The sequence below is a fragment of the Sorangium sp. So ce363 genome (assembly GCF_051520435.1).
In the GTDB taxonomy this organism is placed as follows: Bacteria; Myxococcota_A; Polyangia; order Polyangiales; family Polyangiaceae; genus Sorangium; species Sorangium cellulosum_B.
Genome location: NZ_CP150333.1, coordinates 6,588,996 through 6,611,918 on the forward strand (window position 1 = coordinate 6,588,996; position 22,923 = coordinate 6,611,918).

At 68.7% G+C, this 22,923-nt stretch carries 21 protein-coding genes; 13 read left to right on the forward strand and 8 right to left on the reverse strand.

What is annotated here, in order from left to right; all coding sequences use genetic code 11:
• Nucleotides 1-7 precede the first annotated feature (7 nt).
• From WMF12_RS24640 to WMF12_RS24665, 6 genes are all read left to right on the forward strand, one after another.
• Complete coding sequence (locus WMF12_RS24640; RefSeq protein ID WP_437849464.1) at nt 8-805, forward strand: VTC domain-containing protein; 798 nt, start codon at nt 8-10, stop codon at nt 803-805.
• Nucleotides 802-1,494 carry a DUF4956 domain-containing protein gene (locus WMF12_RS24645; RefSeq protein ID WP_437540792.1) on the forward strand — a complete coding sequence of 231 codons (693 nt, stop codon included), beginning with the start codon at nt 802-804 and terminating at the stop codon, nt 1,492-1,494. Before WMF12_RS24640 ends, WMF12_RS24645 begins: the two co-directional genes overlap by 4 nt.
• Before the next feature lie 97 nt (nt 1,495-1,591).
• Nucleotides 1,592-1,978 carry a VOC family protein gene (locus WMF12_RS24650; RefSeq protein WP_437849466.1) on the forward strand — a complete coding sequence of 129 codons (387 nt, stop codon included), beginning with the start codon at nt 1,592-1,594 and terminating at the stop codon, nt 1,976-1,978.
• A gap of 960 nt (nt 1,979-2,938) precedes the next feature.
• Nucleotides 2,939-3,910: an SUMF1/EgtB/PvdO family nonheme iron enzyme gene (locus WMF12_RS24655; RefSeq protein WP_437849468.1), complete on the forward strand. Its 972-nt coding sequence runs from the start codon at nt 2,939-2,941 to the stop codon at nt 3,908-3,910.
• Between the two features lie 458 nt (nt 3,911-4,368).
• On the forward strand, nt 4,369-5,832 hold the full coding sequence (locus WMF12_RS24660; protein ID WP_437849469.1) for an endo-1,4-beta-xylanase: 1,464 nt from the start codon (nt 4,369-4,371) through the stop codon (nt 5,830-5,832).
• A 48-nt stretch (nt 5,833-5,880) separates the two neighbouring features.
• Nucleotides 5,881-6,513 carry a DUF6151 family protein gene (locus WMF12_RS24665; protein WP_437849471.1) on the forward strand — a complete coding sequence of 211 codons (633 nt, stop codon included), beginning with the start codon at nt 5,881-5,883 and terminating at the stop codon, nt 6,511-6,513.
• Between the two features lie 46 nt (nt 6,514-6,559).
• Here the strand turns inward: WMF12_RS24665 and WMF12_RS24670 are convergent, their stop codons facing one another.
• Together WMF12_RS24670 and WMF12_RS24675 are read right to left on the reverse strand one after the other, a co-directional pair.
• Complete coding sequence (locus WMF12_RS24670) at nt 6,560-7,591, reverse strand: endonuclease/exonuclease/phosphatase family protein (RefSeq protein WP_437849472.1); 1,032 nt, start codon at nt 7,589-7,591, stop codon at nt 6,560-6,562.
• A 222-nt stretch (nt 7,592-7,813) separates the two neighbouring features.
• The gene (locus WMF12_RS24675) at nt 7,814-8,527 is read right to left on the reverse strand and encodes an MmcQ/YjbR family DNA-binding protein (RefSeq protein ID WP_437849473.1); all 714 of its coding nucleotides are present in this window, start codon (nt 8,525-8,527) and stop codon (nt 7,814-7,816) included.
• Between the two features lie 126 nt (nt 8,528-8,653).
• Between WMF12_RS24675 and manA the strand changes: the two genes are divergently transcribed.
• Nucleotides 8,654-9,853, forward strand: coding sequence for a mannose-6-phosphate isomerase, class I (manA, locus tag WMF12_RS24680; RefSeq protein ID WP_437849475.1), 1,200 nt, complete (start codon nt 8,654-8,656; stop codon nt 9,851-9,853).
• Nucleotides 9,854-9,899: 46 nt separating this feature from the next.
• On the opposite strand, the gene WMF12_RS24685 is transcribed toward manA, so the two are convergent.
• The 4 genes from WMF12_RS24685 to WMF12_RS24700 are packed head-to-tail and all read right to left on the reverse strand — an operon-like array spanning nt 9,900 to nt 13,685.
• Nucleotides 9,900-10,256, reverse strand: a complete 357-nt coding sequence (locus tag WMF12_RS24685; RefSeq protein ID WP_437849477.1) for a hypothetical protein — start codon at nt 10,254-10,256, stop codon at nt 9,900-9,902.
• On the reverse strand, nt 10,253-11,026 hold the full coding sequence (locus WMF12_RS24690) for a nitrate reductase cytochrome c-type subunit (protein WP_437849479.1): 774 nt from the start codon (nt 11,024-11,026) through the stop codon (nt 10,253-10,255). Before WMF12_RS24690 ends, WMF12_RS24685 begins: the two co-directional genes overlap by 4 nt.
• Complete coding sequence (locus WMF12_RS24695; protein WP_437849481.1) at nt 11,023-13,446, reverse strand: molybdopterin-dependent oxidoreductase; 2,424 nt, start codon at nt 13,444-13,446, stop codon at nt 11,023-11,025. Before WMF12_RS24695 ends, WMF12_RS24690 begins: the two co-directional genes overlap by 4 nt.
• The gene (locus tag WMF12_RS24700; RefSeq protein ID WP_012237335.1) at nt 13,443-13,685 is read right to left on the reverse strand and encodes a hypothetical protein; all 243 of its coding nucleotides are present in this window, start codon (nt 13,683-13,685) and stop codon (nt 13,443-13,445) included. The genes WMF12_RS24695 and WMF12_RS24700 overlap by 4 nt, the downstream gene beginning before the upstream one ends.
• 304 nt (nt 13,686-13,989) lie before the next feature.
• On the opposite strand from WMF12_RS24700, the gene WMF12_RS24705 reads away from it, so the two are divergent.
• From WMF12_RS24705 to WMF12_RS24720, 4 genes are all read left to right on the forward strand, one after another.
• Nucleotides 13,990-14,574 carry a hypothetical protein gene (locus WMF12_RS24705; protein ID WP_437739104.1) on the forward strand — a complete coding sequence of 195 codons (585 nt, stop codon included), beginning with the start codon at nt 13,990-13,992 and terminating at the stop codon, nt 14,572-14,574.
• On the forward strand, nt 14,571-15,473 hold the full coding sequence (locus WMF12_RS24710) for a 4Fe-4S dicluster domain-containing protein (protein ID WP_012237337.1): 903 nt from the start codon (nt 14,571-14,573) through the stop codon (nt 15,471-15,473). The genes WMF12_RS24705 and WMF12_RS24710 overlap by 4 nt, the downstream gene beginning before the upstream one ends.
• Nucleotides 15,474-15,488: 15 nt before the next feature.
• Entirely contained in the window at nt 15,489-16,763 is a 1,275-nt protein-coding gene (dsrP, locus tag WMF12_RS24715) for a sulfate reduction electron transfer complex DsrMKJOP subunit DsrP (RefSeq protein ID WP_437849483.1), read from the forward strand.
• 287 nt (nt 16,764-17,050) lie between these two features.
• Nucleotides 17,051-18,865, forward strand: a complete 1,815-nt coding sequence (locus tag WMF12_RS24720) for a hypothetical protein (RefSeq protein ID WP_437849485.1) — start codon at nt 17,051-17,053, stop codon at nt 18,863-18,865.
• Nucleotides 18,866-19,864: 999 nt separating this feature from the next.
• On the opposite strand, the gene WMF12_RS24725 is transcribed toward WMF12_RS24720, so the two are convergent.
• A complete protein-coding gene (locus WMF12_RS24725; RefSeq protein ID WP_437849487.1) occupies nt 19,865-20,119 on the reverse strand; it encodes a hypothetical protein in 255 nt (84 codons plus the stop codon).
• 184 nt (nt 20,120-20,303) lie between these two features.
• Complete coding sequence (locus tag WMF12_RS24730; RefSeq protein WP_437849489.1) at nt 20,304-20,651, reverse strand: hypothetical protein; 348 nt, start codon at nt 20,649-20,651, stop codon at nt 20,304-20,306.
• 52 nt (nt 20,652-20,703) lie between these two features.
• On the opposite strand from WMF12_RS24730, the gene WMF12_RS24735 reads away from it, so the two are divergent.
• Both WMF12_RS24735 and WMF12_RS24740 read left to right on the forward strand, forming a co-directional pair.
• Nucleotides 20,704-21,324 (forward strand): hypothetical protein, encoded by a 621-nt coding sequence (locus WMF12_RS24735; RefSeq protein ID WP_437849491.1) that lies wholly within the window; start codon nt 20,704-20,706, stop codon nt 21,322-21,324.
• A gap of 103 nt (nt 21,325-21,427) precedes the next feature.
• Nucleotides 21,428-22,429 carry a methyltransferase domain-containing protein gene (locus WMF12_RS24740; protein ID WP_437849492.1) on the forward strand — a complete coding sequence of 334 codons (1,002 nt, stop codon included), beginning with the start codon at nt 21,428-21,430 and terminating at the stop codon, nt 22,427-22,429.
• Nucleotides 22,430-22,923: the final 494 nt, after the last annotated feature.

Sequence of the window (22,923 nt, forward strand, 5' to 3'; positions counted from 1 at the left end):
GGCGCGCTTGCCCTTGACGACCGAGGAGGCGAGAGTCCTGGACGTCATCGAACGATACGAGTTCAAATACCTGGTACCGGAGCGTCTGGTCCCGGCGATCCGGGCCACCGCCTGCGCGATCGGCCGGCTGGACCGGTACGCCGGCCCGGACGGCGTGTACCGCATCCGGTCGCTCTACCTCGACACCCGCGGGTTCGACCTCTACTGGGCCAACGCCCGCGAGCAGCGCGACCGCTTCAAGCTGCGGGTGCGCACCTATCCCGGGAAGACCAGCCCGGCCTTCCTGGAGGTGAAGCGGCGCGTCCAGGATGTGATCATCAAGTCGCGCGCGGCGGTGCCAGCGAGCGAGTGGCGCGATCTGCTCGCGCCCGGCCGCCCCGCCTCGCTCGATCGCCTCTCGCCGGGCGCGCGGAAGGCCGCGGAGAAGTTCATCGGCGCGTTCCACCGCCACGACCTCAGGCCGATGCTCCTTGTCGACTATGAGCGCGAGGCGTACGAGAGCACCCTCGACACCTACGCGCGCCTGACGTTTGATCGGAAGATCGTCTGCCAGCGCAGGGAAATGATGGATCTCGACGCCTCCGAGGGCGGGTGGCGCCCGGTCGACCACCCCGTCCAGACGCAGACGCCGGAGCCCGTTTGCGTCCTCGAGCTCAAGTTCGAGCGCAGGCCGCCTGCGTGGATGGTGGCGCTCGTGCGGCGCCTCGACCTCGTCCGGCACTCGTTCTCCAAGTACTGCTACAGCGTCACCGCGCAGCTGATGCTCCCGGAAGCGCGGGCGACCCGGGTCGCAGGGTGGCAATGATGGACTGGCTGGCGGCGCTCTCGCACGGCGAGGCCGTCGAGTGGCGCGACGCGCTCCTCGCCCTGCTCGTCGCCTTCGGGCTCACGCAGGGCATCGCCGGCGTCTACATGCTCACGTTCCGCGGCCTCTCGTACTCGCGGACGGTCGTCCAGAGCATGGCGCTGGGCAGCATCATCACATGCACGCTCATGCTCGCCGTCGGCAACAACATCGCGGCCGGCATCGGGATCGCGGGGGGCGTCTCCGCGATCCGGTTCCGCACCACGATGCGCGACCCGCGCGACGTCGTGTTCGTCTTCGCGTCGCTCACCATCGGCATGGCGAGCGGCGCGCGGGCCTACGGCGCGGCGATCGCGGGGGCGGCGATGTTCGGCGTCGCGACGCTCTTGCTCCACGTCACCGGCTACGGGTCGCGCCGGCAGCCGGACGGGCTGCTCCGGTTCGTGGCGCCGGCCGGCCAGGCCGGCGCGGAGATCGCCGGCCCGATCGCGGGCATCCTCCGCGAGCACTGCGGTACCTTCTCGCTCGTGACCCTGCGCGAGGCGGCGCAGGGCACCGTCATGGAGCACGCCTACCAGATCCGCGTTCGCCACCCCGACATGCGGGCCGGCCTCGTGACGAGCCTGCAGGCGTTGCCCGGCGTGGCGGACGTGAGCCTGATGCTCCAGGAGCCGACGCTGGACCTCTGACCACGGCGACGCACCACATCGACTGGTGCGTGGGCAGCAATCTCACCTGGGCGCGTCGCGTCGCCGCTGCACCGTGGTAGCCGTGCTAACAGATCGCATGCACAAGAGTCGCCTGGCTGGGTTCATCATCGACTGCCGAACCGACGATCTCGATGGCGCCGCCCGCTTCTGGAGCGCGGCGCTCGGGATGCGATCGCGCGGCCAAGACGGCGAGGCCTACGTCCGCCTGGACGCGTCTGCGCGCGATCTTTCGGTCGAAGTGCAGACCGTGAAGCACGGGAGCCGCGTTCACCTCGACATCGAGACCGACGACGTCGAAGCCGAGGTGCGCCGCCTCGAGCGGCTCGGCGCCAAGCGGGTCACGCAGGCCTCGACGTGGTGGGTGCTCGAGGCGCCGACCGGCCAGCGCTTCTGCGTGGTGAAGACCCATCATCCGGACGCGCACGGCTTCTCCACGTGGGACGACGAGGGGAACCCCGTGTAGAAGCGGCGGCCCTGGCCTCGACGCCCGCAATGGGCAACTCATTACCTCGTGCAATTCACCATGACGTAGCATCACCCCATCCATTCTTGCGCTCACGCCCGCTCCTCTGCAAAACTCGATAAAGCGGCCCTGGCGAACTGGTTCCGAGCCCGATCCATCCACGCATCCCCGTCGAGCGCCTTGGCGCCGCGGTGCCCGTTCGCATCGCTCGGCCGTCGGCGCCGGCGCCAGCGCCCGCGGCGCACACCGAGGCTTCCAGACCTGCAATTGGCCATGCAGTTCCGCGGACACTGGACGCGCTTTGACCATCCTGAGATGGCCCGCCTGCGACCTCGGCGTGCCGGCGTGACAGGAGAGAGAGGCCCAGATCCCCGCCCGAGCCCTCCGGTCGACGCGACGTGACGGCGCGCGACGCCATCGCCCGACGGCGCGACCGCTAGCCAGGGCAGCTGGGCCGGCGCTCACGCAAAGGCCACCCAGGGGGACCGACGGACCAACCCAGCGGGGCCCACCTGAAAGCGGCTGATCCGCCACCTCGCCTCGCCCTGGGGCCCGAGGACCCGGCGGTCGGCGTGGCCGCCAGATTCAAGCGGACGCCCGCGGAGCGCCCACGGCGGCCGGCGACCAACCCGCAGCGCAAGAGGACGCAGGGCGCGCAGTTCGCGCGCTGGCCGATGTGCCGGGGTGGCCGCGCTGGCCGGCCATCCTGGACCACCGGGCGGCCACGCCACGGGACAAAGCCGCGGCCAACAGCCCCGTAGCCCGGTTTTTCGGGGTGCGGAGGCAGGCCGAGATTTTGCAATGCCTCCGGATGGCTCCCGACGCTCGCGAGAAATCGAGGCGAGCCCGGGTCAGCATCAATTTTGGCCCACGCCTGTAGGCTGATGTAGCCAAACGTGGGAAGAGGTTAACGTGCGTATCCTGGGTTTCACGGTACTGACACTGCTTGGCGTTGCGACCTTGAGTTGCACCGGTCCCTCGGACAGCGGCGGGAGCGGGGGCGGAGGTGGAGGCGACGCCCGGCACGTCGAGATTCCCGAGCAGTCGGCGGAGATGTCCGACCCGCTGCCGGTCGAGACGCCGGCGACGGAGGCGGAGAACTCGGACCCGCTGCTGGTCGAGCCTCCGGCCACAGAGAACGACGAGCCGCTGGACCAGCCGGCGATGATCGAGGTGCCGATCGCGCTGCCCGGCTCGACCCAGGGCTGCCCCGACGGGATGGTGCGGGTGGAGGGCGAGTATTGCAGCGCCGTGGTGCAGGAATGCCTCGAGTACCATCCCGAATGGACAAAGCGCCACGGCGAGCCGGGGGTTGCCGCCCGATGCTTGCGATTCCGCGAGCCGTCGCGGTGCGTCGCTGAGAAGACAGAGCACCTCTCGTTTTGCATGGACCGGTACGAGTACCCGAATGTCCCGGGCGCGCTGCCGCGCACGCTGACCTCGTGGGAGCAAGCCGCCGGGCTCTGCGCGGCGGAGGGCAAGCGGCTCTGCACCGAGGCCGAGTTCAATTTCGCCTGCGAAGGCCCTGAATCGCAGCCTTACGTCTACGGCTACGAGCGGAATGCCGAGACGTGCAATCAGGACCGAGACTACCGCTTTCCAGACCACTCGCAGCGGCTGCTCCACTACGAAGCGTGCCAGCAGAACGCGCGGTGCGCCGCCGAGCTCGCGCGCCTGGACGGCCGCGAGCCGGCCGGCGGGCGCGCGGAGTGCGCCTCGTGGGCGGGCGTCTTCGACCTGAACGGCAACGTTAACGAGTGGGTGGTGCGCACCGATCAGAAGGCCCCCTACCGCAGCGGGCTCAAGGGCGGATGGTGGGGTCCGATCCGGAGCCAGTGCCGCCCGATGACGACCTTTCACAAGGAAGACGACTACGGCTACGAGGTCGGCTTCCGCTGCTGCGCGGACGCCGAGACACACCCCGCGGGGTGAGCGCGGCTCGCGGGCCACACATCCGCCCGGGCTTCTGACCTCGCGCCCGCGGGGCGCGGGAGCAACGGTATCTCCCTGAGCGCACAGCTCGACCATCGAATCATCGTTGCAGCTTCAGGAGGGCGGACGGCACGCACGCCGTTCCGTCGCGGGCCAGTGAATGCAACGTGACTGTATCAGGAGACCGATCGCGCGAAGCGCTTGACATCGGTTCCCAGTTGCATGCTTAAGTCACATGCCATGCTCGGCATCGTCTCGCGCCGGGCATGGCATGTGTAAACCTTGCTTCGACAGTCACGGTGTGATCGTGCAACGGCCGTTGTCGATCTCGTATCGCTCCGGTCGCAATCTTACAAACTCGACCCGATGGGCGGCAGGGCTCGCAGACGCAACTCTGTTTTACTTATTCGCTTTGAGCACAACCCTGCGGCTCGGCCGGCCGGATCATGGAGAACCTTATGCGTATCAATCGCTTACTTGGCACTGTCTCCTTTTCGTTCGCGTGCTGCCTGGTCGCCTGCGCCATGGAGCCTGCTGACCTGGAGGACAGCGACGCCCTCGAGTCAGGGTTGAGCAGCCCGGACAACACGATGAAGGCCGAGCTCGCGTACCAGTCGCAATGGACCGGCGGGTACTGCGCGAACGTGACGGTGACGAACACGAGCAACGGCCCGGCCACGTCCTGGGGTCTGGTCGTCGGGCTCAACGGCGCCACGGTGACCAGCCTGTGGAACGCGCGCTACACGACGTCCGGCGGGCAGTTGAACGTCACCAACGAGGGCTACAATGGCTCGGTCGCTGCAGGCCGTTCGACGTCATGGGGGTTCTGCGCGAACGGCACCGGGAGCCCCACGATCGTCTCGGTCAAGGGCAATGGAGGCTCGAGCACCAGCACGAGCGCTTCGTCATCGAGCAGCAGCAGCTCGAGCTCCTCATCGAGCAGCAGCAGCTCGAGCTCGTCCTCGAGCTCCTCGGCGAGCAGCGGCGGGGGCGGTGCAGGCGGCTCCGGTGGCGGGGGCGGTTCGGGCGGCTCCGGCGGCTCCGGCGGCGGCACCCCGACCGGCGCGAAGTTCGTGGGCAACATCACGACGAATGGCGCCGTGCGCGCCGGCTTCGCGAACTACTGGAACCAGATCACGCCCGAGAACGAGGGCAAGTGGGGCTCCGTCGAGAGGGCGCGCGGCCAGAAAGACTGGAGCAAGCTCGACGCGATCTACAAGTACGCGAAGGACAACGGCATCCCGTTCAAGCAGCACACCTTCGTGTGGGGCAGCCAGCAGCCAGACTGGCTCGCTGGCCTCTCCGGGTCGGAGCAGCAGGCGGCCGTGAGGGACTGGATGCGGTCGTTCTGCACGCGCTACCCCGACACCAAGTACATCGACGTCGTCAACGAGCCGCCGCCCCACACGACGCCCTCTTACAAGAACGGCATCGGCGGCGACGGCGCCAGCGGCTATGACTGGATCGTCAACTCCTTCAAGTGGGCTCGCGAGTTCTGCCCGAACGCGAAGCTGATCCTCAACGACTACAACAACATCGAGTACGAGGGTGAGCACCAGAACTTCATGCGGATCGCGAGGGCGGTGATCAACGCAGGCGCCCCGGTCGACGCGCTCGGCGCGCAGGCCCACGACGCATACAAGCTCAACACCAACACGGTGAAAGGGTACATCGACAAGCTCGCGTCGCTGGGCAAGCCCGTGTACATCACCGAGTACGATATCGGCATCGCGAACGACGAGGAGCAGCGCCGGGTGATGCAGGAACAGTTCACGATGTTCTGGAATCACCCTTCCGTCCCCGGCGTCACGCTGTGGGGTTACATCGTCGGCTCCACCTGGAGGGCCAACACGGGCCTCCAGCAGCCGAACGGCACCATGCGGCCGGCCATGACCTGGCTGATGGACTTCCTCGACCGCTGACGACCAGAAGCGCGCGCGGCGCGCGTCAAGCCGTGCTATGCGAGCCGAATGTCCAGAGACGTCGAGCTCCAGTGTCGCTGCGGAAAGGTCCATGGATGGCTGCGCGGTGCATCGCCGGACGCGGTGAACCGCGCCGTCTGCTACTGCGACGACTGTCAGGCGTTCCTGCACCATCTCGGCCGCGCCGACCTGCTCGATGAGCAGGGCGGCACGGACATCGTGCAGGTGGCTCCTTCGGCGGTCTCCTTCGACCGCGGCAGCGAGCTCGTCGCCGCGGCGCGCCTGACGCCCAAGGGCCTCTATCGCTGGTACGCGAGCTGCTGCAAGACGCCGCTCGGCAACACGTTGACGCCGCGACTGCCGTTCATCGGCATCGTCACCGAGCTGTTCCAGCAAGCGCCGGGCGCGCGCCCGTGCGACGAGGTCTTCGGCGCGCCGCGCGGCGCGATCCTGGGCAAGTTCGCCATCGGCGAGCCGCCGCCCGGGTCGCTGAGGCCGAGCGTGCGCTTCCTCGCGCACGTGGCCCGGAAGCTGCTCGGCTGGAAGCTCCGCGGCAAGGCGTGGCCGCATCCGTTCTTCGATCGCGCGAGCGGCAATCCGAAGTATCCCATCACGGTGCTGTCCGCGGCCGAGCGCGAGGCGCTGCGCCCGCTGTGCGGCCCGCGCCCCGCGCGCGCATGACGGGCCGGCTCGAATCTCCCCCGCTCGTCCTCGCGGCGACGCCGCGCTAGCGCTCCGCGCGCCCTTCGCGCGGGGTACCGCTCCAGCGCAGGTCGGCGACGATGGGGAGGTGATCCGAGCCGAGGTCCGGGCCGATCCATGCGCGCTCTGTCGTCCAGCCAGGCCCGGCGAGCACGTGGTCGATGCGGACGCCAAACCAGCGCGTGCGCTTCGTCGCGCCGAACCCCAGGCCGGCGCGCGAGAACGCGTTCTCGAAGCCTGCCCAGAAGCGCCGGTAGATGGCGCTGTCGACCGGCATGTTGAAGTCGCCGGCGATGACGACCGGATAGGGCGCCTCGTCGACCCACTGCCGCGCGAGCTCGGACTCCCAGACACGCAATGCGATGACGCGGTCGTGCTCCGCTGCCTGCTTCCACAGGCCGTGGATCAGCGCCTCGATCGCCTCGCGGGGCGTCTCCAGATGCAGGTTGAGGAAGCTGAAGACACGGGGCCCGCGCGGCTCCTCCGAGCTCGGCCGCAGCGCGTCCGGCAGCGCGATCGCGTAGCGGAGGATCGCGCCGTGGCCGCCTTGATTCCAGACGTCGCGGCGATCCCTGGACTCGACCTTGAGGAGAGGGTGCCGGCTCACAAGGCACATCCCGGTATCGACGTGGACGGACCATCCTGGAAATGCCGCGTTCAGCTCCGGCTCCGGCGCCGAGCACTCCTGCAGCGCGAGCACGTCGGGCCGGGTCTCGGCCACGAAGCCCTTGAGTCGATCGATGTTCATGGCGCGGCTCCCCGTGTTGAAGGAGGCGACGCGCAGATCGGCGCCGTCGGCGGCTCCGGAAAGGGCTCGGAGCGAGAACGTGAAACCGAGGATCGGCCCGGCCACGATCGCCGACGCCAGCGCCGCCGGGAGGAGAGCGCGGCGCTGCACGAGGAGCGCGGCGGGCACGATCACGAGGAGAGGGAGGGCGACGATCTGGCGCGGGCCGAAGAGAAAGAGCGTCCCTGGCCACCACCGGTCGCCCACGATGGGCAGGGCGAGCCAGATCGACGCGACCGCGAGGAGGTAGAGCACGGCGACGGCGAGCACGACGAACCGGAGCCGGCGCCAGCGTGGTGGGGACGAAGGAGGCCTGGCGGGTTGCGGTTGCGGCTCGGACGACGCATCCCTGGATGGCTCGCGGTGGCGCATCGATGTTCCTCCGTCGGCGTGTAGAGTCCATCTCGACGCGCGGGGGCGGCGACGAACGCACTCAGCCTCACCGGCCGGGCGCGCTGGCCGCGTCCGCTGGCGCCGCCTCGTTCACAAGCGTTATGGACTTCGCCGGCTCTCCTTCTCCGCCGCCTTCTTGGCGGGAGACCCCTTCTTCGCCGCGGCCTTCTTCGCCGGAGTTCCCTTCGCCGCTGCCACCTTCTTGACGGGAGACCCCTTCTTCGCCGCAGCCTTCTTCGCCGGAGTTCCCTTCGCCGCTGCCACCTTCTTGGCGGGAGCCCCCTTCTTCGCCACAGCCTTCTTGGCGGGAGTCCCCTTCTCCGCCGCAGCCTTCCCCGCGGCAGCGGCCGTCGCGTGCGCCTCTCGCTGGCTCGCCGCCGCACGCTCTGCTGGAGCGCTCGTCTTGATTGGCTTCCCTGGCCTCCCGGGCGTCGGCGCCGCGCCATCCAGCGACTGCAAAGCTCGCTTCGGCGCCACCGCGCGATAGCTCTCCTCGATCCACTCGAGCAGCATCGCCTCGGGCACGCGATCCTTCGGGCCGAAGCGCGCCGTCACCCAGCCGCTCTTGCCGAGGTTGTACCCCGTGGCTTCCGCGAACGGCAGCATGAGCGCGGCCTCGCCCGACTGCGGGAGCTTCGCCGTGACAACGAGCTTCCCTTCGTGGGTGTTGAGGAAGACGAAGATCTTCCCGCGCACCTTGGCGACACGGTCGCCCCAGGGGAACTCCTCCACGGCCTCGGGATAGGCCAGCGCGGCGTCGCGCAGCCTCGCAAGGATGGGCGTGAACTTCGCGTCGTCCTGGCGCATCGTCATCCGGCGAGCGTAGAGCGCCCGCACGACCTCGTAAAGCCGGAACGGCGGCTCCTCACCGCCCGCTCAAGAGCTGATTTCTCCGGTGCCATGAGGTAGGGTGGCGCCTTGCAGGAGCGCGCTATCCCAATGTTTTCGCTCGAGAACCGTGTTCAGGAGTACGCCTGGGGCTCCCGGGACGCCATCGCGACGCTGCTCGGACAGCGCCCCTCCGACAAACCGCAGGCCGAGCTCTGGATGGGAGCCCACCCGGCGGCCTCCTCGTACATCGAGCTCGACGGGGGCCGAGAGCGCCTGATCGACGCGATCTCCAAGCACGCAGACGCCTTCCTCGGCGGACCGACGCGCGAACGCTTCGGCGCTCGGCTCCCCTTTCTGCTCAAGGTGCTCGCGGCCGACCAGCCGCTGTCGCTGCAGGCACACCCGGACGAAGCGCAGGCGCGGCGCGGGTTCGACGCGGAGAACGCCGCCGGCGTCCCGGTCGACGCCCCCGAGCGCACCTACCGCGACCCGCACCACAAACCCGAGCTCATCTGCGCGCTCACCCCGTTCGACGCCCTCTGCGGTTTCCGGCCGGCCACCGCGCTGCCGGAGGTCTTCGAGCTCCTCGCCGGAGGCCCAGGGGACGCGCTCGTCCCGCGCAGCGCCGATGTGATCGACGCGGCCGCGGTCGCGCGGCTCGTCCAGGGCCTGCTCGCGCTCGAACCGGCCGCCCGGCGCGAGCTCGTGTCCTCGGTGGTCGAGGCGTGCCGGGAGCGCGCCCAGGCGGGCGGATGGCTCGCGCGGGCCGCTGGCTGGGCGCTCCGCCTGGACGAGCTCTACCCGGGCGACGTCGGCGTCGTGATCGCGCTCCTGCTCAACGACGTGCACCTCGAGCCTGGCGAGGCGCTGTACCTGCCGCCGCGCCGTCTGCACGCCTATGTGCAAGGGGTCGGGATCGAGATCATGGCGAGCTCCGACAACGTGCTGCGCGGCGGGCTCACGCCGAAGCGCGTCAACGTCGACGAGCTCGTTCGCGTCCTCGATTTCGCGCCGTGGCGTGTCGAGCCCGTCGTGCCGCGCCGGGTGGGCGTGGAATCCTTTTATGACACCCCAGCGCCGGAGTTCCGGCTCTCCCGCATCGACCTCGAGGCCGCGGCCCCCTGGAGGACCGATGACCGCCGAGGCCCCGAGATCATCCTCTGCACCCGGGGGCAGGCCTCGCTGGTCGACGCGCGCGGCGCTGCCCGCGAGCTCCGCCAGGGTGGCTCGATCTTCGTCCCGTTCTCGTCGGGGAGCTACGCCATCGAGGGACACGGCCAGCTCTTCCGGGCCACCGTCGGCCTCTGAGTCGCTCTCTGGTCATCGAATGACGGCGCCACCCGTGCGCGGCGCGCTATCCCAGGGCGTCCTCGATCCGGACGCGCACGAGGCGCACGCCGGAGGGCACCCGGAGCAGCGTGTCCCACCACTCCGAGCCCGCGAAGCGATAACGGATCTGCACCCCGAGCGCGGTCCCGTCGCCGAGCGCGCGGCGGGCGAGGGCGAGCTCGCCGCCCGCGCTGCCGGCCCGCTGGAGATCCCCCGCGCGTGCAGTCGCACCGGCCTTGAGCGACACCGAGACGAGCTCCGCGGCCTCGGCGAGGTCGAAGAAGAGCTGATCGAGGGTCGCGTCGTCGAGCACGGCCTCCTGCAAGGGCGGCAGCGGGATCTCGGGACCGACATCCGTCTCATCCGTGGAGGGGAGCTTCATGGCCTGTCCGCTCCCATGCTCGGCGGCGGCCACGCCGAAAGGGGCCTGGGCGCGCGCTGATCCAGCTCGGCCGAAGGCGCGTGGCACTGGGTGCAGCTCTGCCGGTAAGGGTGGGTCGAGCGCATGCCCAGGGCGCCATGGACGCCATGGCAGCTCGCGCACTCCGAGCGCATCAGCGTCGGGTGCGGGATCGTTGGCGGCGCGCCCTCGTAGGCGCGGGCGCCTCGCCGCGGCGACGGCATGCCAGCAAAGGTGTTGTCGGGCGGAGGCGGCGTCTCCGCGAGCGGCCTCGGGTCGGCGCCGACGACATGGCACTGCGTGCAGCTCTCGTAACGACGGTGGCTCATCCTGGGCGCGGTGAGGTTCGCGACGCGCAGCCCGCGCTCGTGGCACGAAAGGCAATCCGGGGTGCCGAGCTGCTCGATGCGATGCGGGATCGTGGGCGGCGCGCCGTCGTAGGCGCGGCGGGAAGCGCGCCGCTCGAGCGCCGCCTCTCGATCGGCCTCCGACTGCTCGACAGGCGCGTAGAGATCGGCATCCGCCGCCTCGAGCCGGGCGAATGCGCCCTCGTACATGCCGGCGTTCGGGCCGTGCGCGCGCTCGCGCATGTCGGCGTAGCTGCGCGCCTCGACGCTCGCCGAGGGCGGAGGGGGATCGCCGTGCAGCTCAGCGACCCGCTGCTCCGTGCCGCGGACTCCCGAGAAGTAGCCCGCCGCCGCGACGGCGACGATCGCGGCGAGGCCGACGTGCAGGCCGCGGGCGTCCTTCATCGCGCCTCTCCCCGCTTGCCCTGCGGTTTGCGGCGGATCCTGACCGCGCACTTCTTGTAGTCCGGCTGCTTCGAGAGCGGATCGTACGCCTCGAGCGTCGCGCGGTTCACCATCACGGTCTCATCGAAGAACGGCACGAACACCGTGCCAGGCGGCGGCGCGCCCCGGCCCTCGATCCAGACAGGCAGCTCGAGCGCGCCGCGCCGGCTCTCCAGGATCACGACCTCGCCGTCGCCGACACCGAGCCTCCGCGCGTCCTCGCGGTTCATCTCCAGGTACGACTGCGGCATCGCCCGCTGTAGCTGGGGTATCCTCATGGTGAGCGACCCCGTGTGCCAGTGCTCGAGGACGCGGCCCGTGCACAGCCAGAAGGGATACTCCGCGTCGGGCGACTCGGGCGGCGGCTCGTAGGGGTGAAACCAGATGAGCGCCCGGTCGTCCTTGGTCACCGAGTGGTAAAACTGGATCTCCTCCTTCGTGGCATAAGGGTCATCGAACCTCGCGAAGCGGAACCGCGTCTCCCGCCACGAGCCGTCGGGCTGCTCGACGACGGGCCAGCGCAGGCCCCGCGCCTTGACGTACTCGCGGTACGGCGCCAGGTCCTTGTGCTTGAACCGGCTGAACTCGCGGTACTCCTCGAAGAGCTGCTCGTCGACGTTGACGTCGTGGTAATGCTTGTAGTCCCAGACTGGCACCTCCTTGCCGTCCTTCCGGATGTCGAACAGGAAACGGCCGTCCTTGTCCTTCATCCCGGCGAATCCCATGTCCTGGAGCTTGCGCGCCACGGCGATGATCTGCCATGCATCGTCCCGCGCCTCGCCGGGCGGCTCGACCATCTTGAACCACTGCTGCGTACGGCGCTCGGAGTTGCCGAACATCCCGTTCTTCTCGACCCACATGGCCGAGGGCAGGACGAGGTCCGCGGCGCGCACCGTGGCCGTCGGGTAGACGTCGGACACGATCAGGAACTTGCCCGGGATCTTGCGGCTCGCGTCGAAGAGCTCGTTCGTGTTCGGCAACGACTGGCCTGGATTGGTCACCATGACCCAGATGGTGTCGATGTCGCCCCCCTGCTCCTTCGGGGTCGAGAAGCGCTTCCAGAGTTCGACCGTGTGGTAGCCGGGCTTCGGGTTGATCCGCCCCTCGGGCAGGTTCCAGAGGTGCTCGGCCTCCTTCCGGTGCTCTGCGTTCGTGACGACGAGGCCGCCGGGGAGCCCGTGGGCGAGCGTGCCGACCTCGCGCACCGTGCCGCAGGCCGACGGCTGACCCGTCAGGCTGGTCGGGGCGTCGCCGGGCTTGCCGAAATGGCCGCTGAGCAGGTGCACGCCGTGCACCAGATCGTTGATCGCGGTGCCGCGGGTGTGCTGGTTCATCCCCATGCACCAGAGGCTCGTGATCCGCAGATCGCGGCGCCCGAAGAGATCCGCCAGCATCCGGATGTCCTTCGCGGCGACGCCCGAGATCGCCTCCACGCGCTCCGGCGTGTATTCGGCGAGCGCCATCTTGTACTCCTCGAAGCTCATCGGCTGCCCCTCGAGGGTGGGGTGCTCCGTCCGCTTGCGGAAGTTGCAGAACCTGTCGACGAACGCCCGGTCGAACGTCCCGCGCTCGACGAGCAGGTGCGCGATGCCGTTCGCGATCGCAAGATCGGTGTTCGGCTTGAAATACAGCGTGTGCTGGCAGAAGGCCGAGGTGCGGGTGCGCCGCGTCGTGAGATCGATGAGGAGCACCTGCTCGCCCCTCGATCGCCGGTCGACGACGCGCGAGAAGAGCACGGGGTGCATCTCGGCCGGGTTGTTCCCCCACATGAGGAGCACATCGCACTTGTCGAGATCCTCGTAGCAGCCGGCCGGCTCGTCCACGCCGTAGGTGGAGAGGAAGCCTGTCACCGCAGAGGCCATGCAGAGGCGCGCGTTCGGGTCGATCTGGTTGTTCCCGAGCCCCGCCTTCACGAGCTTGTTGGCCGCGTACCCCTCGGGGATCGTCCACTGGCCGCTGCCGTAGAGCGCGAACCCCGCCGGGTTCTGCATCGCGCGCCGCGCGACGATCGCGATGGCCTCATCCCAGCCGATGGGCTCGAGCCTGCCGTTCCTGCGGAGCAGCGGCTTCGTGAGCCGGTCTCTGCCGTAGAGGGCGAGGCCGACGTGATACCCCTTCACGCAGAGCAGGCCCTTGTTGACGTCCGCGCTCTGGTCGCCCGCGACCGCGACCACGCGGCCCCCTCTCACGCCCACCTGCACGTGGCAGCCGGTGCCGCAGAACCTGCACGGCGCCTTGTTCCAGACCACATCGGAGGCGGTCCCCGCCCCGGGCGCCGCCTGGGCGGCGGCGACGCCGTCCTTGCCCAGCGCGAGCCGACTGGCGGCCACGGTCGCCGCGCCCATCGCGGAGCACCTCAGAAAATCGCGGCGATCCATCATGGCTCCAGATCCGAGAAGTCGACCGAGACCACGTCGACGAAGTCCACCCCGTCGGTGCAGAGCATCCGCTCCACGAGCTCTTCGCCCGCGAGCAGGGTCGCTGTCTCGGCGATCGCGGGCAGCCTCGAACCACAGGGCGGACCGAGCGAGAGCGCCGCCTCTGCGGCGAGCGAGCGACACGCCCGCGCTCGCGCGCTGGGCTCATCGGAAAGCGTGATGACAAGAGCACTGAGGGGCATCGGAACGCCTGGTTGGGGTTGATCGGGTGGATGTGTTCGAGCGGGTCAAGCGCCACATCGCAAGGTCCACGCCACACGAGATCGTCGCCGGGAGGCCCGTCCATCGCGGCCTGCGCCCTGCGCCTCACCGGAGATCCCTGGCGCGCGCGGACCGCGGGGCAGCGCAAACGGTGCGTCCGGACGCGCACCCTGCACCGCGCGGAGCCGCGGGCCGCGGCGCCGCCCCGGACGCGCGCGATGGCACGTGGCGTGCGATGCGAATCGCGCCGTGCACTCCTCTCTTCATCTTCCCGGGGCCGCCGCGATGCTGGGACTCCTTTGCGTGGCGCACGCGGCAGGCTGCCAGGGTCGCGACCAGCCGCTCGGGCTGCGCCCCGCGCTCGACGCGACGCCGATCGCCTCCGCGAGCATCCACCACCCTGACAAGCTCTCCGGTGTCGCCACGGACAAGCGGGACTCGCTGGGCCGGCCGATCCGCGCGGCGTGCGTGACGTGCCATTCGCTCCGCAGGCCCGGCGCGCTGCCGACCTCGACGGCGGAGCTCGACGAGTTCCACGTCGGGCTGAGGTTCGAGCACGGCGGGCTGAGCTGCGCCTCGTGCCATGTGATCGGCGAGCAGGACACGCTGCGCAAGGCCGATGGCGCGCTCCTCCCGATGCGCGACGCCATGCAGCTCTGCGCCCAGTGCCACGGCCCCCAGCTCCGCGACTACGCGAACGGGGCTCATGGCGGGATGAACGGCAGTTACGCGGGCGGCGCGCGGGTGCGCAACCACTGCGTCGACTGCCATGATCCGCACGTGCCGGCGTTCCAGCCGTCGATGCCCGTCCTGCCCCCGCGCGACCGCTTCGTGGAGGCGCGCGGCGCAGGAGAAGGAGCCCACCGATGACCCAGACATCCAGGCGCGTCGCGCTCAAGGTGCTCGGAGCCACGCTCGGCGCCTCCGCGTTCGCCCACGCGATGGAGCCGCTCCGCGCGTGGAGCAAGGACCTCTCGCTCGATCAGTTCCTGCAGCGCCATTACAAGGAGCTCACGAGGGAAGAGCTCGCCGAGGTCATCGACCGCCTCGAGCGAGAGACGCGCGAGGAGTACGGCCGCGAGGTCACGATCCGCGACGTCCGCCCGCAGGAAGGGGTGCAGTTCGGCTACGCGCTCAGCCTGAGCGTGTGCATCGGCTGCCGCAAGTGCGTGGAGGCGTGCCACGTGGAGAACAACCACGATCGGCGCACGAACAACTCCTACATTCGCGTGCTCGAGATGGATCAGGGCAGCTTCGACATGGAGAAGGGCGACGCGACGTACGAGCACGCCGTGCCCGCGAAGGGCAAGTACTACCTGCCGGTGCAGTGCCAGCAGTGCGACAACGCGCCTTGCGTGAAGGTCTGCCCCGTCCAGGCGACCTGGAAGGAGCCCGACGGCATCGTCGCCGTCGATTACAACTGGTGCATCGGCTGCCGCTACTGCGAGGCCGCCTGCCCCTACCACGCGCGGCGCTTCAACTGGACGAAGCCCGAGGTGCCCGCGGACGAGATTAACCCGGACCAGGGTTACCTGTCGAACCGCATCCGGCCCCAGGGCGTCGTGGAGAAATGCACCTTCTGCCTGCATCGGACGCGCGAGGGCCGGATGCCGGCCTGCCTCGAGGCCTGCCCCACGGGCGCGCGCGTCTTCGGCAACCTCCTGGATCCGAAGAGCGAGATCCGCTGGGTGCTCGAGAACAAGCGGATCTTCATCCTCAAGGAGGAGCTCGGCACGCGGCCGCGCTTCTTCTACTTCTTCGACGTCTGAGCGAGCGGAGCCACGATGGGCAAGGACACGCACGCCATCACCTACCCGCGCTTCCTGCTCCGGGTCATCGGCCAGAGCTTCGAGGGCTCGTGGCGCTTCTATCTCTGGATGACCTTGCTCACGGCGATCGCCCTCGTCGGCGCGAACGCCTGGGCCCACCAGCTCGCCGAGGGCATGCGGGTCACCGCCATGAGCGACCACGTCTCGTGGGGCCTTTACATCGCGAACTTCACCTTCGGCGTGGGGCTCGCGGCGGGCGCCGTGATGATGGTGATCCCGGCGTATCTCTACGACGACCACGAGATGCACGACGTCGTGATCCTCGGCGAGCTGCTCGCGATCGCCGCCATCGTCGTGTGCCTCCTGTTCATCGTGGCCGACATGGGGCGCCCGGACAGGTTCTGGCACATCTTGCCTGGGCTCGGGCGGTTCAACTGGCCGATCTCGATGCTGACCTGGGACGTCATCGTCCTGAACGGCTACCTGTTCATCAACCTGCACATCTCGGGCTACCTCATCTACACGAGGTACCTGGGCAGGAAGCCGGACAGGAAGTGGTATCTGCCGTTCGTGTTCCTGTCCATTGGCTGGGCGGTGTCGATCCACACGGTGACGGCGTTCCTCTACTCGGGCCTCGGCGGCCGCCCCTTCTGGAACTCGGCGCTGCTCGCCCCCCGCTTCATCGCCTCTGCCTTCATCACCGGCCCGGCCTTCGTGATCCTGCTGCTCCAGCTCGTCGCCCGGCTGACCCGGTTTCGCGTGGGCGACGGGCCGATCCGCACGCTCACCTCCGTGCTCCGCGTGACCGTCCTGCTCAACCTGTTCATGCTGGGCTCGGAGCTCTTCACGTCGCTCTACACCGGCGGCACGCACAGCACCGCGGTGACCTACCTGTTCTTCGGCCTGCACGGCAAGAGCGCGCTCGTGCCGTGGATCTGGTCGGCGGTCGCGCTGAACGTAACCTCCGCGGCGCTCCTGCACCTGCCGGCGAGCCGCGGGAGCCGTGCCTACCTCAACGCGGCCTGCGTCGCCGCCTTCGCCGGCGTCTGGATCGAGAAGGGCATGGGCCTCATCATCCCGGGCTTCGTGCCGAGCACCCTGCACGAGCTCGTCGAGTACGTGCCCTCGATGGCCGAGTGGAAGATCACGGCGGGCATCTGGGCCGTCGGGTTCATGGTGCTCACGATCGCCATCAAGGTCGCGCTGACGGTGCTCACCGGCGAGATGTCGGTCGAGCCGCGCTCCGGTGCCACCCGCACGGACGAGCACGCGCCGCCGCTTGGGCAATAGCGCTGCTGTGTGGCATGGCGCGCCGCCGGACACACCTCCGGCGTCGCTCGAGCGCGCGTGTCGGCCTGCGTGGTCGTTGGCCCGGAAAGTGGCACTTCCTCGGACAATATAAAAGCTGAGCCGTCCACGGATCGCCCGGGCACTGCAGGGGGCATGTGCTGGCCAGCTCGTTGACCCAGGGCGAGAGTGGCAATTGCCTCATGTCATCCAGATTGCCCGGGCGAGTGAGCGCTGAGCCGCGCTGGCGACCGCGTCGCATTTCAACTTACAAGAGGGAGGACACTTCAATGAAAATTGCCGAGTACGCTCGTCTGGCTGCGCAGGCCGCCGCCGTCGCTCTTCCGCTCGTCACGCTGGGCTGCGGGCCTGCCCCGGAGAAGGTCGGCGATGAATGTGCTCCGGATGACGGCTGCCCGAGCGGCCTCGTGTGCGCCGAGGGCGGCGAGGACCACATCTGTTATGCGCCGCCCGGCGCCGGCTGCGATGCGGGCGGCACAGACTATTGCCTGGGCGATGCCGTCTGTGGCGACGACGGCACATGCCGAGTTCCGCTCGGCGGCCCCTGCGCCGGGGACGCGAAGGATTTCTGCGCAGAAGGCACGACGTGCGGCGCGGACGGAACCTGCCAGACTCCGCCCGGCGGCGCGTGCGATCCAGCAGGCCCCGATCTCTGCCTCGACGACGCGGTCTGCGGCAAGACGCGAGACGGCGGGGGAATCTGTGGCATCGCCGAAGGCGGCGCGTGCGATCCGGAGGCCCCGCTGTGCGCGGGCGGGCTCACCTGCGCCGAGCTCGTCGCAGGCGGCCATGCGTGTTATCCGCCCGTGCTGGCGAGAGGGAGCGTCTTCGACTCCGAGAGCACCGAGGGCATCGAGGGCGCGCTCGTGCTCGCGCTCGACGATCAGGCGACCGCGATCACGGACGTGACGACCACCGACGCCGCAGGGAATTACGTGCTCGAGGTGCCGGTGCCCCGCACGGAGAACGGCGCGCCGATCGGGGACGTGATCTTCACGCTGCGGGCGAGCGCGCAGGACCACCAGCCCTTCCCCGGTGGGCTCCGCACCGCCCTGCCGATCGCCTCCAGCGAGGCGACGTCGGGCGACGACGGGTGGAGCATCGAGACCGCGCTCACGGATATCGCGCTGATCCCGCTGCCCGAGGACCAGCGGGGGCTGCCGAGCATCTCGGGCTCGGTGCTCGCGGACGAGCAGTCCGGCGGCGTGCTCGTCGTGGCGGAGGACGAGGGCGGCAAGGGGTTCAGCGCGGTGACCGATCGCGGCGGCGCCTACACCATCTTCAACGTGCCGGCAGGCAGCTACTCCGTCAGCGGCTACGCGGCGGGCCTCGCGCTCGATCCGAAGGCCGCGGAGGTCGGCGACGAGGCGCTCACGGGCATGGATCTGGCGCGCTCGGACGCCGCCCTCGGCACCCTGTCCGGCACGATCAACATCGTCAACGCTCCTGGCGGCTCGACCACCAGCGTCGTGCTCGTCGTCGCGTCCACCTTCAACGACACCTTCGTCCGAGGGGAGGTGCCGCGAGGGCTGCGCACGCCGCTCAGCGGGCCGCCCGACGTGAGCGGCGAATTCAGCATCTCCGGCGTCCCTGCCGGCAAATACGTGGTGCTGGCTGCGTTCGAGAACGACAGCCTCGTCCGCGATCCCGATCCGAACATCGCCGGCACGCAGCTCGTCACCGTGGAGATGCCGAGCCCCGGCGAGGACGTCTCGCTGCCGACCTCGTTCAAGATCACCGAGGCGCTGCCGGTGGTCGGCCCGGGCGCGACGGATCCCGAACCGGTGACGGCCGCGCCCACGCTCCGCTGGGGAGACGACTCCAGCGAGGACTTCTATACCGTGCACGTCTACAACGCCTATGGCGACCTCGTGTGGTGCCTCTCGGACGACGAGACGTGCGCTGGACCGAGCATCCCGGGCTCGAGCAGCGGTGAAGACGTCTCGGTCGACTACGGCGGCCCCCTCGATCCGGGCATGTACTATCAGTTCCGCGTGACCTCCTGGCGCTCCCCGGGCGGCGAGCCAGGCGCCATCTCCGCGACCGAGGATCTGCGGGGCGTGTTCTACGTCGCAGGGCAGTAGCGAGCCCCCACGACGCCCCGGCTGGGGCTCATGAGTGTGCCGCTCCCGCGGGGCTGTTTCCTGGAAGCTCCCGCCAAGGCACGACGCGACCTGCTCTGGAACATCTCCCCGCCGGCGCATCCCGCTGAATCGGTCACCCGCGCCATGAAGCCTCGAACAGCAGGGCGGAGGCACGAGCGCGTCGGGCAAAGACAGCACCACGACACAGATCCTCATCCCGGTCCCGAGCGAAACGACTGAGCAGCTCCGGTTCCCCGCCCCGAGAATGCCGCACGAGCAGTGTCAAAGCCGGGGAATTTCGGTACGAGGCGCACCTCGACCCCGCGCCGCCGGAGCCGCTCCCCGCTCCCCCACCGGGTGGACCGCCGTTCGTCCGGCGCGCCTGCTCGCCCAGCAGCGGCAATGCCCGGCGGCCCCCCGGTCGCGCCGCTCTCTCCCGGACGACGAACACCGTCCAGGGCATCACCTGAGCGTCTCTGGGATGGACGGAGCTCCGATCCGGCGAATTGGCATGCGGGCCACCACGCGCCAAAATCTGTGTAGCGGACGGCAGGAGCTCGACTCCACCTCACCGCACGTCAAACCCGCGAACCAACAGGCGATTCACACAACAAGCAACGAAACCGAAGCACAGGCGCTGCGCATACTCCAACAAGGACATGGTCCACAGCACCGGAACACAGGTGACCCGTCCCAGACTGAAGCAGGCCGCGCACCTGGAGTTCGACGCCTCGCCGAGCGATATCTTCGTCGAGAATGCGCGTAACACGACGCGAACGCAAACCCGCGATACAGTGCGATTTCGGCCAATTGCAAAATCGTATCCGGCCCGTCACCAAAGGTGAGCCGCCTTCGGATCGCCCGAGCACTGTAGGAGGCGCGCGGCTGCCCGAGCGGGGGGCTCGGCTGCAAGGAAGTGTGGGCGACACACGTTCGCCCTGGGCAGCATCAGACAGCGCCTTGGCCTCATCATCTTTTACGGAGTGGAGGACGCCTTGATCAAGATTGCCGGACGGGGAACAACCCGGAGCCCCGGCGCGTGTACGGCGCCGGCGCCGATCCGAAGCAACAGCTGCCGGGGTACTCAAGCAACTTTGCCTCGTCGCCGGAGATCATCCGGTCGACGCCATCCTCCCAGACATGGCCTTGAATCTCCATCTCTCCGAGGTCGATGGTCCTCTCACGCCCGCCTGTCATGGCAGATGGCTCATTCATATGACACAGGACCTGCATCAACAACATCACCATCAGCATTCGCGGTAAGGTGACTTAAGAGCACATGTCTCGGACCCAGCACCACGGTGTCACAGCCGGAGGGACTGGAGCCTGGGCACCTCGGCGTGTCGGCGGTGGCAGCTGGGGGCACCCGGGCAGCCAGCGGGTCAGCACGTCGGCGGTGGCGCGGCGATAGGTGGCGAAGGAGTCGCTAAAATGGCGCTCAGGCCGCGAGCCGGAACGGCGTGGGGCAACGCGTCCGTTCGGCCGAGGGGGAAAAATGCTGCGCGCGTTCGGCGACAATGAACACATAGCCGCCCAGGGCGACGGTCTCATGGTGGTGCCAGCCGGGGAAGCGCCGGCCTTCGAAGTGATCCAGCCCGAACTCACCCGTCAACTCCTCGTAGACCTTTTCGGTACGGTAGCGCTCCTTGTAGATACGCACGATCTCCCGCCGGGACATCCGGGCGGGCAGCGTCGTGAGGGCGAACTTCGTCGGCCGACGTTCTTCGTCGAGCCACTCGATCAGTGGCCAGACCCGCTCGTGGTCCCCGGGCAGATCGCGCTGCAAGACGACGGATTGGTGCGGCTGTCGCCTCGAGTATCCGAGCTGTAACCGCAGGATGAAACTCGTCGCGATGATCACCGAGCCAAGGCGCATCGCCCGCTTCCTCACCGCGCTCGGCGAGCCTACCGACGTTCCAGATCGCTCACCCGATCCGGCGGACGCCGTACTGGAAGAGCATCGTCCTGCGCCACAAGGCGCTGGGAGACGTCGCATAGCATACCGCAACAATGCCGCGGGAAAGAGGACCGCCTGCCAGGGCGACGTGCGCCTTGGGCCTTTCCATGCGCCGCTCTGTGCGCTCGGCGCCGCGCCCGAACGCCCTCGAACCGTCCCGGACGAGACGCTGCGACGTTCGCGGTCCTGCCACATCGGTTCGCCGCGCCACACGTCCTCGCACAGCGCTCCGGCTTCTTTTACCTACGCGCCGGGCAGGATCCCCGAGATCGTGACGGACGACAAGGAGGGCCTGCTCGTGGCCTGCGAATCGCCCGGGGAGCTCGCTGCCGCGCTCACGAGGCTCGTCACCGACGAGCCGCTCCGCCTCGAGATGGGCAGAGCGGCGCGCCGCTCGTATGAGGCGCGCTATTTGAACCGTGTGATGGCAGAAACGGACCATCGAGCACCACCGCGAGATGCTCGCGCGCCTCGGTCGAACATGAGCTCACGCACGCCGTAAATCCGGCTACGGATCTTCTTGTTGGTTGTTTCTCGACGCCACGATCCCGCAACGTCACCGCCTACCATGGCATCGATCGGTACCGAGAGGGGGGAAACAGCGAATGAATTGGAGAATCAAAGCAACGGTCCAGAAGGCGCTCGGGGGCATTCCGTTCGGAAACGAAATTCACGGCTGGCTGCAGAGACGGGTGGGTGGGCTCAGTCACTTCGAGGTCGAGTGCGAGGAGAGAATCGGCGACTTCCGTTCGCTGCTCGGGCACCTCCAGCACGCAGGGGTGAGGCTCGATCGCGCAAACCTTTTGGAGATCGGGACCGGGTGGTATCCTGCGCTGCCGTTCGGGCTCTACCTGTGCGATGTCGCCCGGGTCTACACCTATGACCAGAAGCGGCACCTAGACGTCGATCTGGCCCGTCGCTGCCTGCAGATGTATGAGAAGGAGCTGCCCACAATCGCCACGGCAGCGGGCATCGATCTCCGCTCGGTCAGGCAGCGTCATGAGATCGCTTCCAGCCTGGTGCAGTTGGGGCTGAACGAGGCGACAGGTGGAATCGTCGAGTACCATGCGCCGGGGGACGCGCGGGCGACAGGGCTGCCCGATGAATCGGTGGACGTAGTATTTTCCAACAATGTCCTCGAGCACGTCACCCATGACGCGATCAGGGACATCATGACGGAGACCTGGAGGGTACTGCGCCCGGGTGGGTTGGCGATCCACAACGTGAACTGTGGAGACCATTACAGCCATTTCGACAGCACTATAAGCCAGCTAAACTATCTCCGGTATTCACCAGCCACGTGGAAGAAGTGGGACAACGCGTTCCTCTACCAGAATCGGCTGCGGGCGAGCGACTTCATGAAGCTCGCGAGGGAGAGTGGGCTCGACGTCCAAGGCGGCACGGTAAGGCCGACGGACGAGCAGAGGAAAGCGCTCACCACGATCGAAGTGGACGCGAGCTTCGCCGCGTACGCGCCAGACGATCTGTGCATCACGCGATTCGACCTCGTCGCGAAGAAGGCACTCGGGCCGGAGGCGCGCTCGCGGTCCGGCCTGAGGTCGGGTCCTGCCCCCAACGTCGGAGGGAACCGGCTCGTACGGGCCTGAATGGGGCCCGCGAACGCGGCGCGCGCTTGGCGTATTTCATCGCAGTTGATGAGCCAAGCAGATGCGAAGCCTCGCGAACCTGCTAGTACTACAGCCGCGGTTAGGGAGCCCGGCCGCTCGCCCGCGTCCGGGCTCCCTAACCGCGGCTGTAGTACTAGTGCCGCCCCTCGGTTTTGACGTTCTGTCTCGCCCGGCTCGTTCGTCTGGGTGAGCGTGAGCGAAGAACGAAAGCAGCCGAGGCCCCGGTTCAGAGGGCTCCAGCTCAGCCGGGAGGACCAGCAGGCACTGTGTGGATGGCCTGGCACATCCGCAGGATTCTGACCACGAAGGTCCGCGGAAACGTGATCCTCTCGAGAGGCTCTGACTCGCCCCTGGGCAAAGGTTGAACAGCACGACGAGCGGGATGAGGTCGCGGTGATCGTGCGGGTCGCGGACAACGGGGTTGGGATCCCGGCTGACATGCTGTCGAGGTGACCAAGCCCCCCGGACGCAGC

Bases quoted from the DNA above. Each gene is read 5' to 3' on its own strand.
- WMF12_RS24645 (WP_437540792.1), top strand. From the start codon at position 802: ATGATGGACTGGCTGGCGGCGCTCTCGCACGGCGAGGCCGTCGAGTGG.
- WMF12_RS24650 (WP_437849466.1), top strand. From the start codon at position 1,592: ATGCACAAGAGTCGCCTGGCTGGGTTCATCATCGACTGCCGAACCGAC.
- WMF12_RS24660 (WP_437849469.1), top strand. From the start codon at position 4,369: ATGCGTATCAATCGCTTACTTGGCACTGTCTCCTTTTCGTTCGCGTGC.
- WMF12_RS24665 (WP_437849471.1), top strand. From the start codon at position 5,881: ATGTCCAGAGACGTCGAGCTCCAGTGTCGCTGCGGAAAGGTCCATGGA.
- WMF12_RS24675 (WP_437849473.1), bottom strand. From the start codon at position 8,527: ATGACGATGCGCCAGGACGACGCGAAGTTCACGCCCATCCTTGCGAGG.
- manA (WP_437849475.1), top strand. From the start codon at position 8,654: ATGTTTTCGCTCGAGAACCGTGTTCAGGAGTACGCCTGGGGCTCCCGG.
- WMF12_RS24685 (WP_437849477.1), bottom strand. From the start codon at position 10,256: ATGAAGCTCCCCTCCACGGATGAGACGGATGTCGGTCCCGAGATCCCG.
- WMF12_RS24690 (WP_437849479.1), bottom strand. From the start codon at position 11,026: ATGAAGGACGCCCGCGGCCTGCACGTCGGCCTCGCCGCGATCGTCGCC.
- WMF12_RS24695 (WP_437849481.1), bottom strand. From the start codon at position 13,446: ATGATGGATCGCCGCGATTTTCTGAGGTGCTCCGCGATGGGCGCGGCG.
- WMF12_RS24700 (WP_012237335.1), bottom strand. From the start codon at position 13,685: ATGCCCCTCAGTGCTCTTGTCATCACGCTTTCCGATGAGCCCAGCGCG.
- WMF12_RS24705 (WP_437739104.1), top strand. From the start codon at position 13,990: ATGCTGGGACTCCTTTGCGTGGCGCACGCGGCAGGCTGCCAGGGTCGC.
- WMF12_RS24710 (WP_012237337.1), top strand. From the start codon at position 14,571: ATGACCCAGACATCCAGGCGCGTCGCGCTCAAGGTGCTCGGAGCCACG.
- dsrP (WP_437849483.1), top strand. From the start codon at position 15,489: ATGGGCAAGGACACGCACGCCATCACCTACCCGCGCTTCCTGCTCCGG.
- WMF12_RS24720 (WP_437849485.1), top strand. From the start codon at position 17,051: ATGAAAATTGCCGAGTACGCTCGTCTGGCTGCGCAGGCCGCCGCCGTC.
- WMF12_RS24725 (WP_437849487.1), bottom strand. From the start codon at position 20,119: ATGCTGATGGTGATGTTGTTGATGCAGGTCCTGTGTCATATGAATGAG.
- WMF12_RS24735 (WP_437849491.1), top strand. From the start codon at position 20,704: ATGAAACTCGTCGCGATGATCACCGAGCCAAGGCGCATCGCCCGCTTC.
- WMF12_RS24740 (WP_437849492.1), top strand. From the start codon at position 21,428: ATGAATTGGAGAATCAAAGCAACGGTCCAGAAGGCGCTCGGGGGCATT.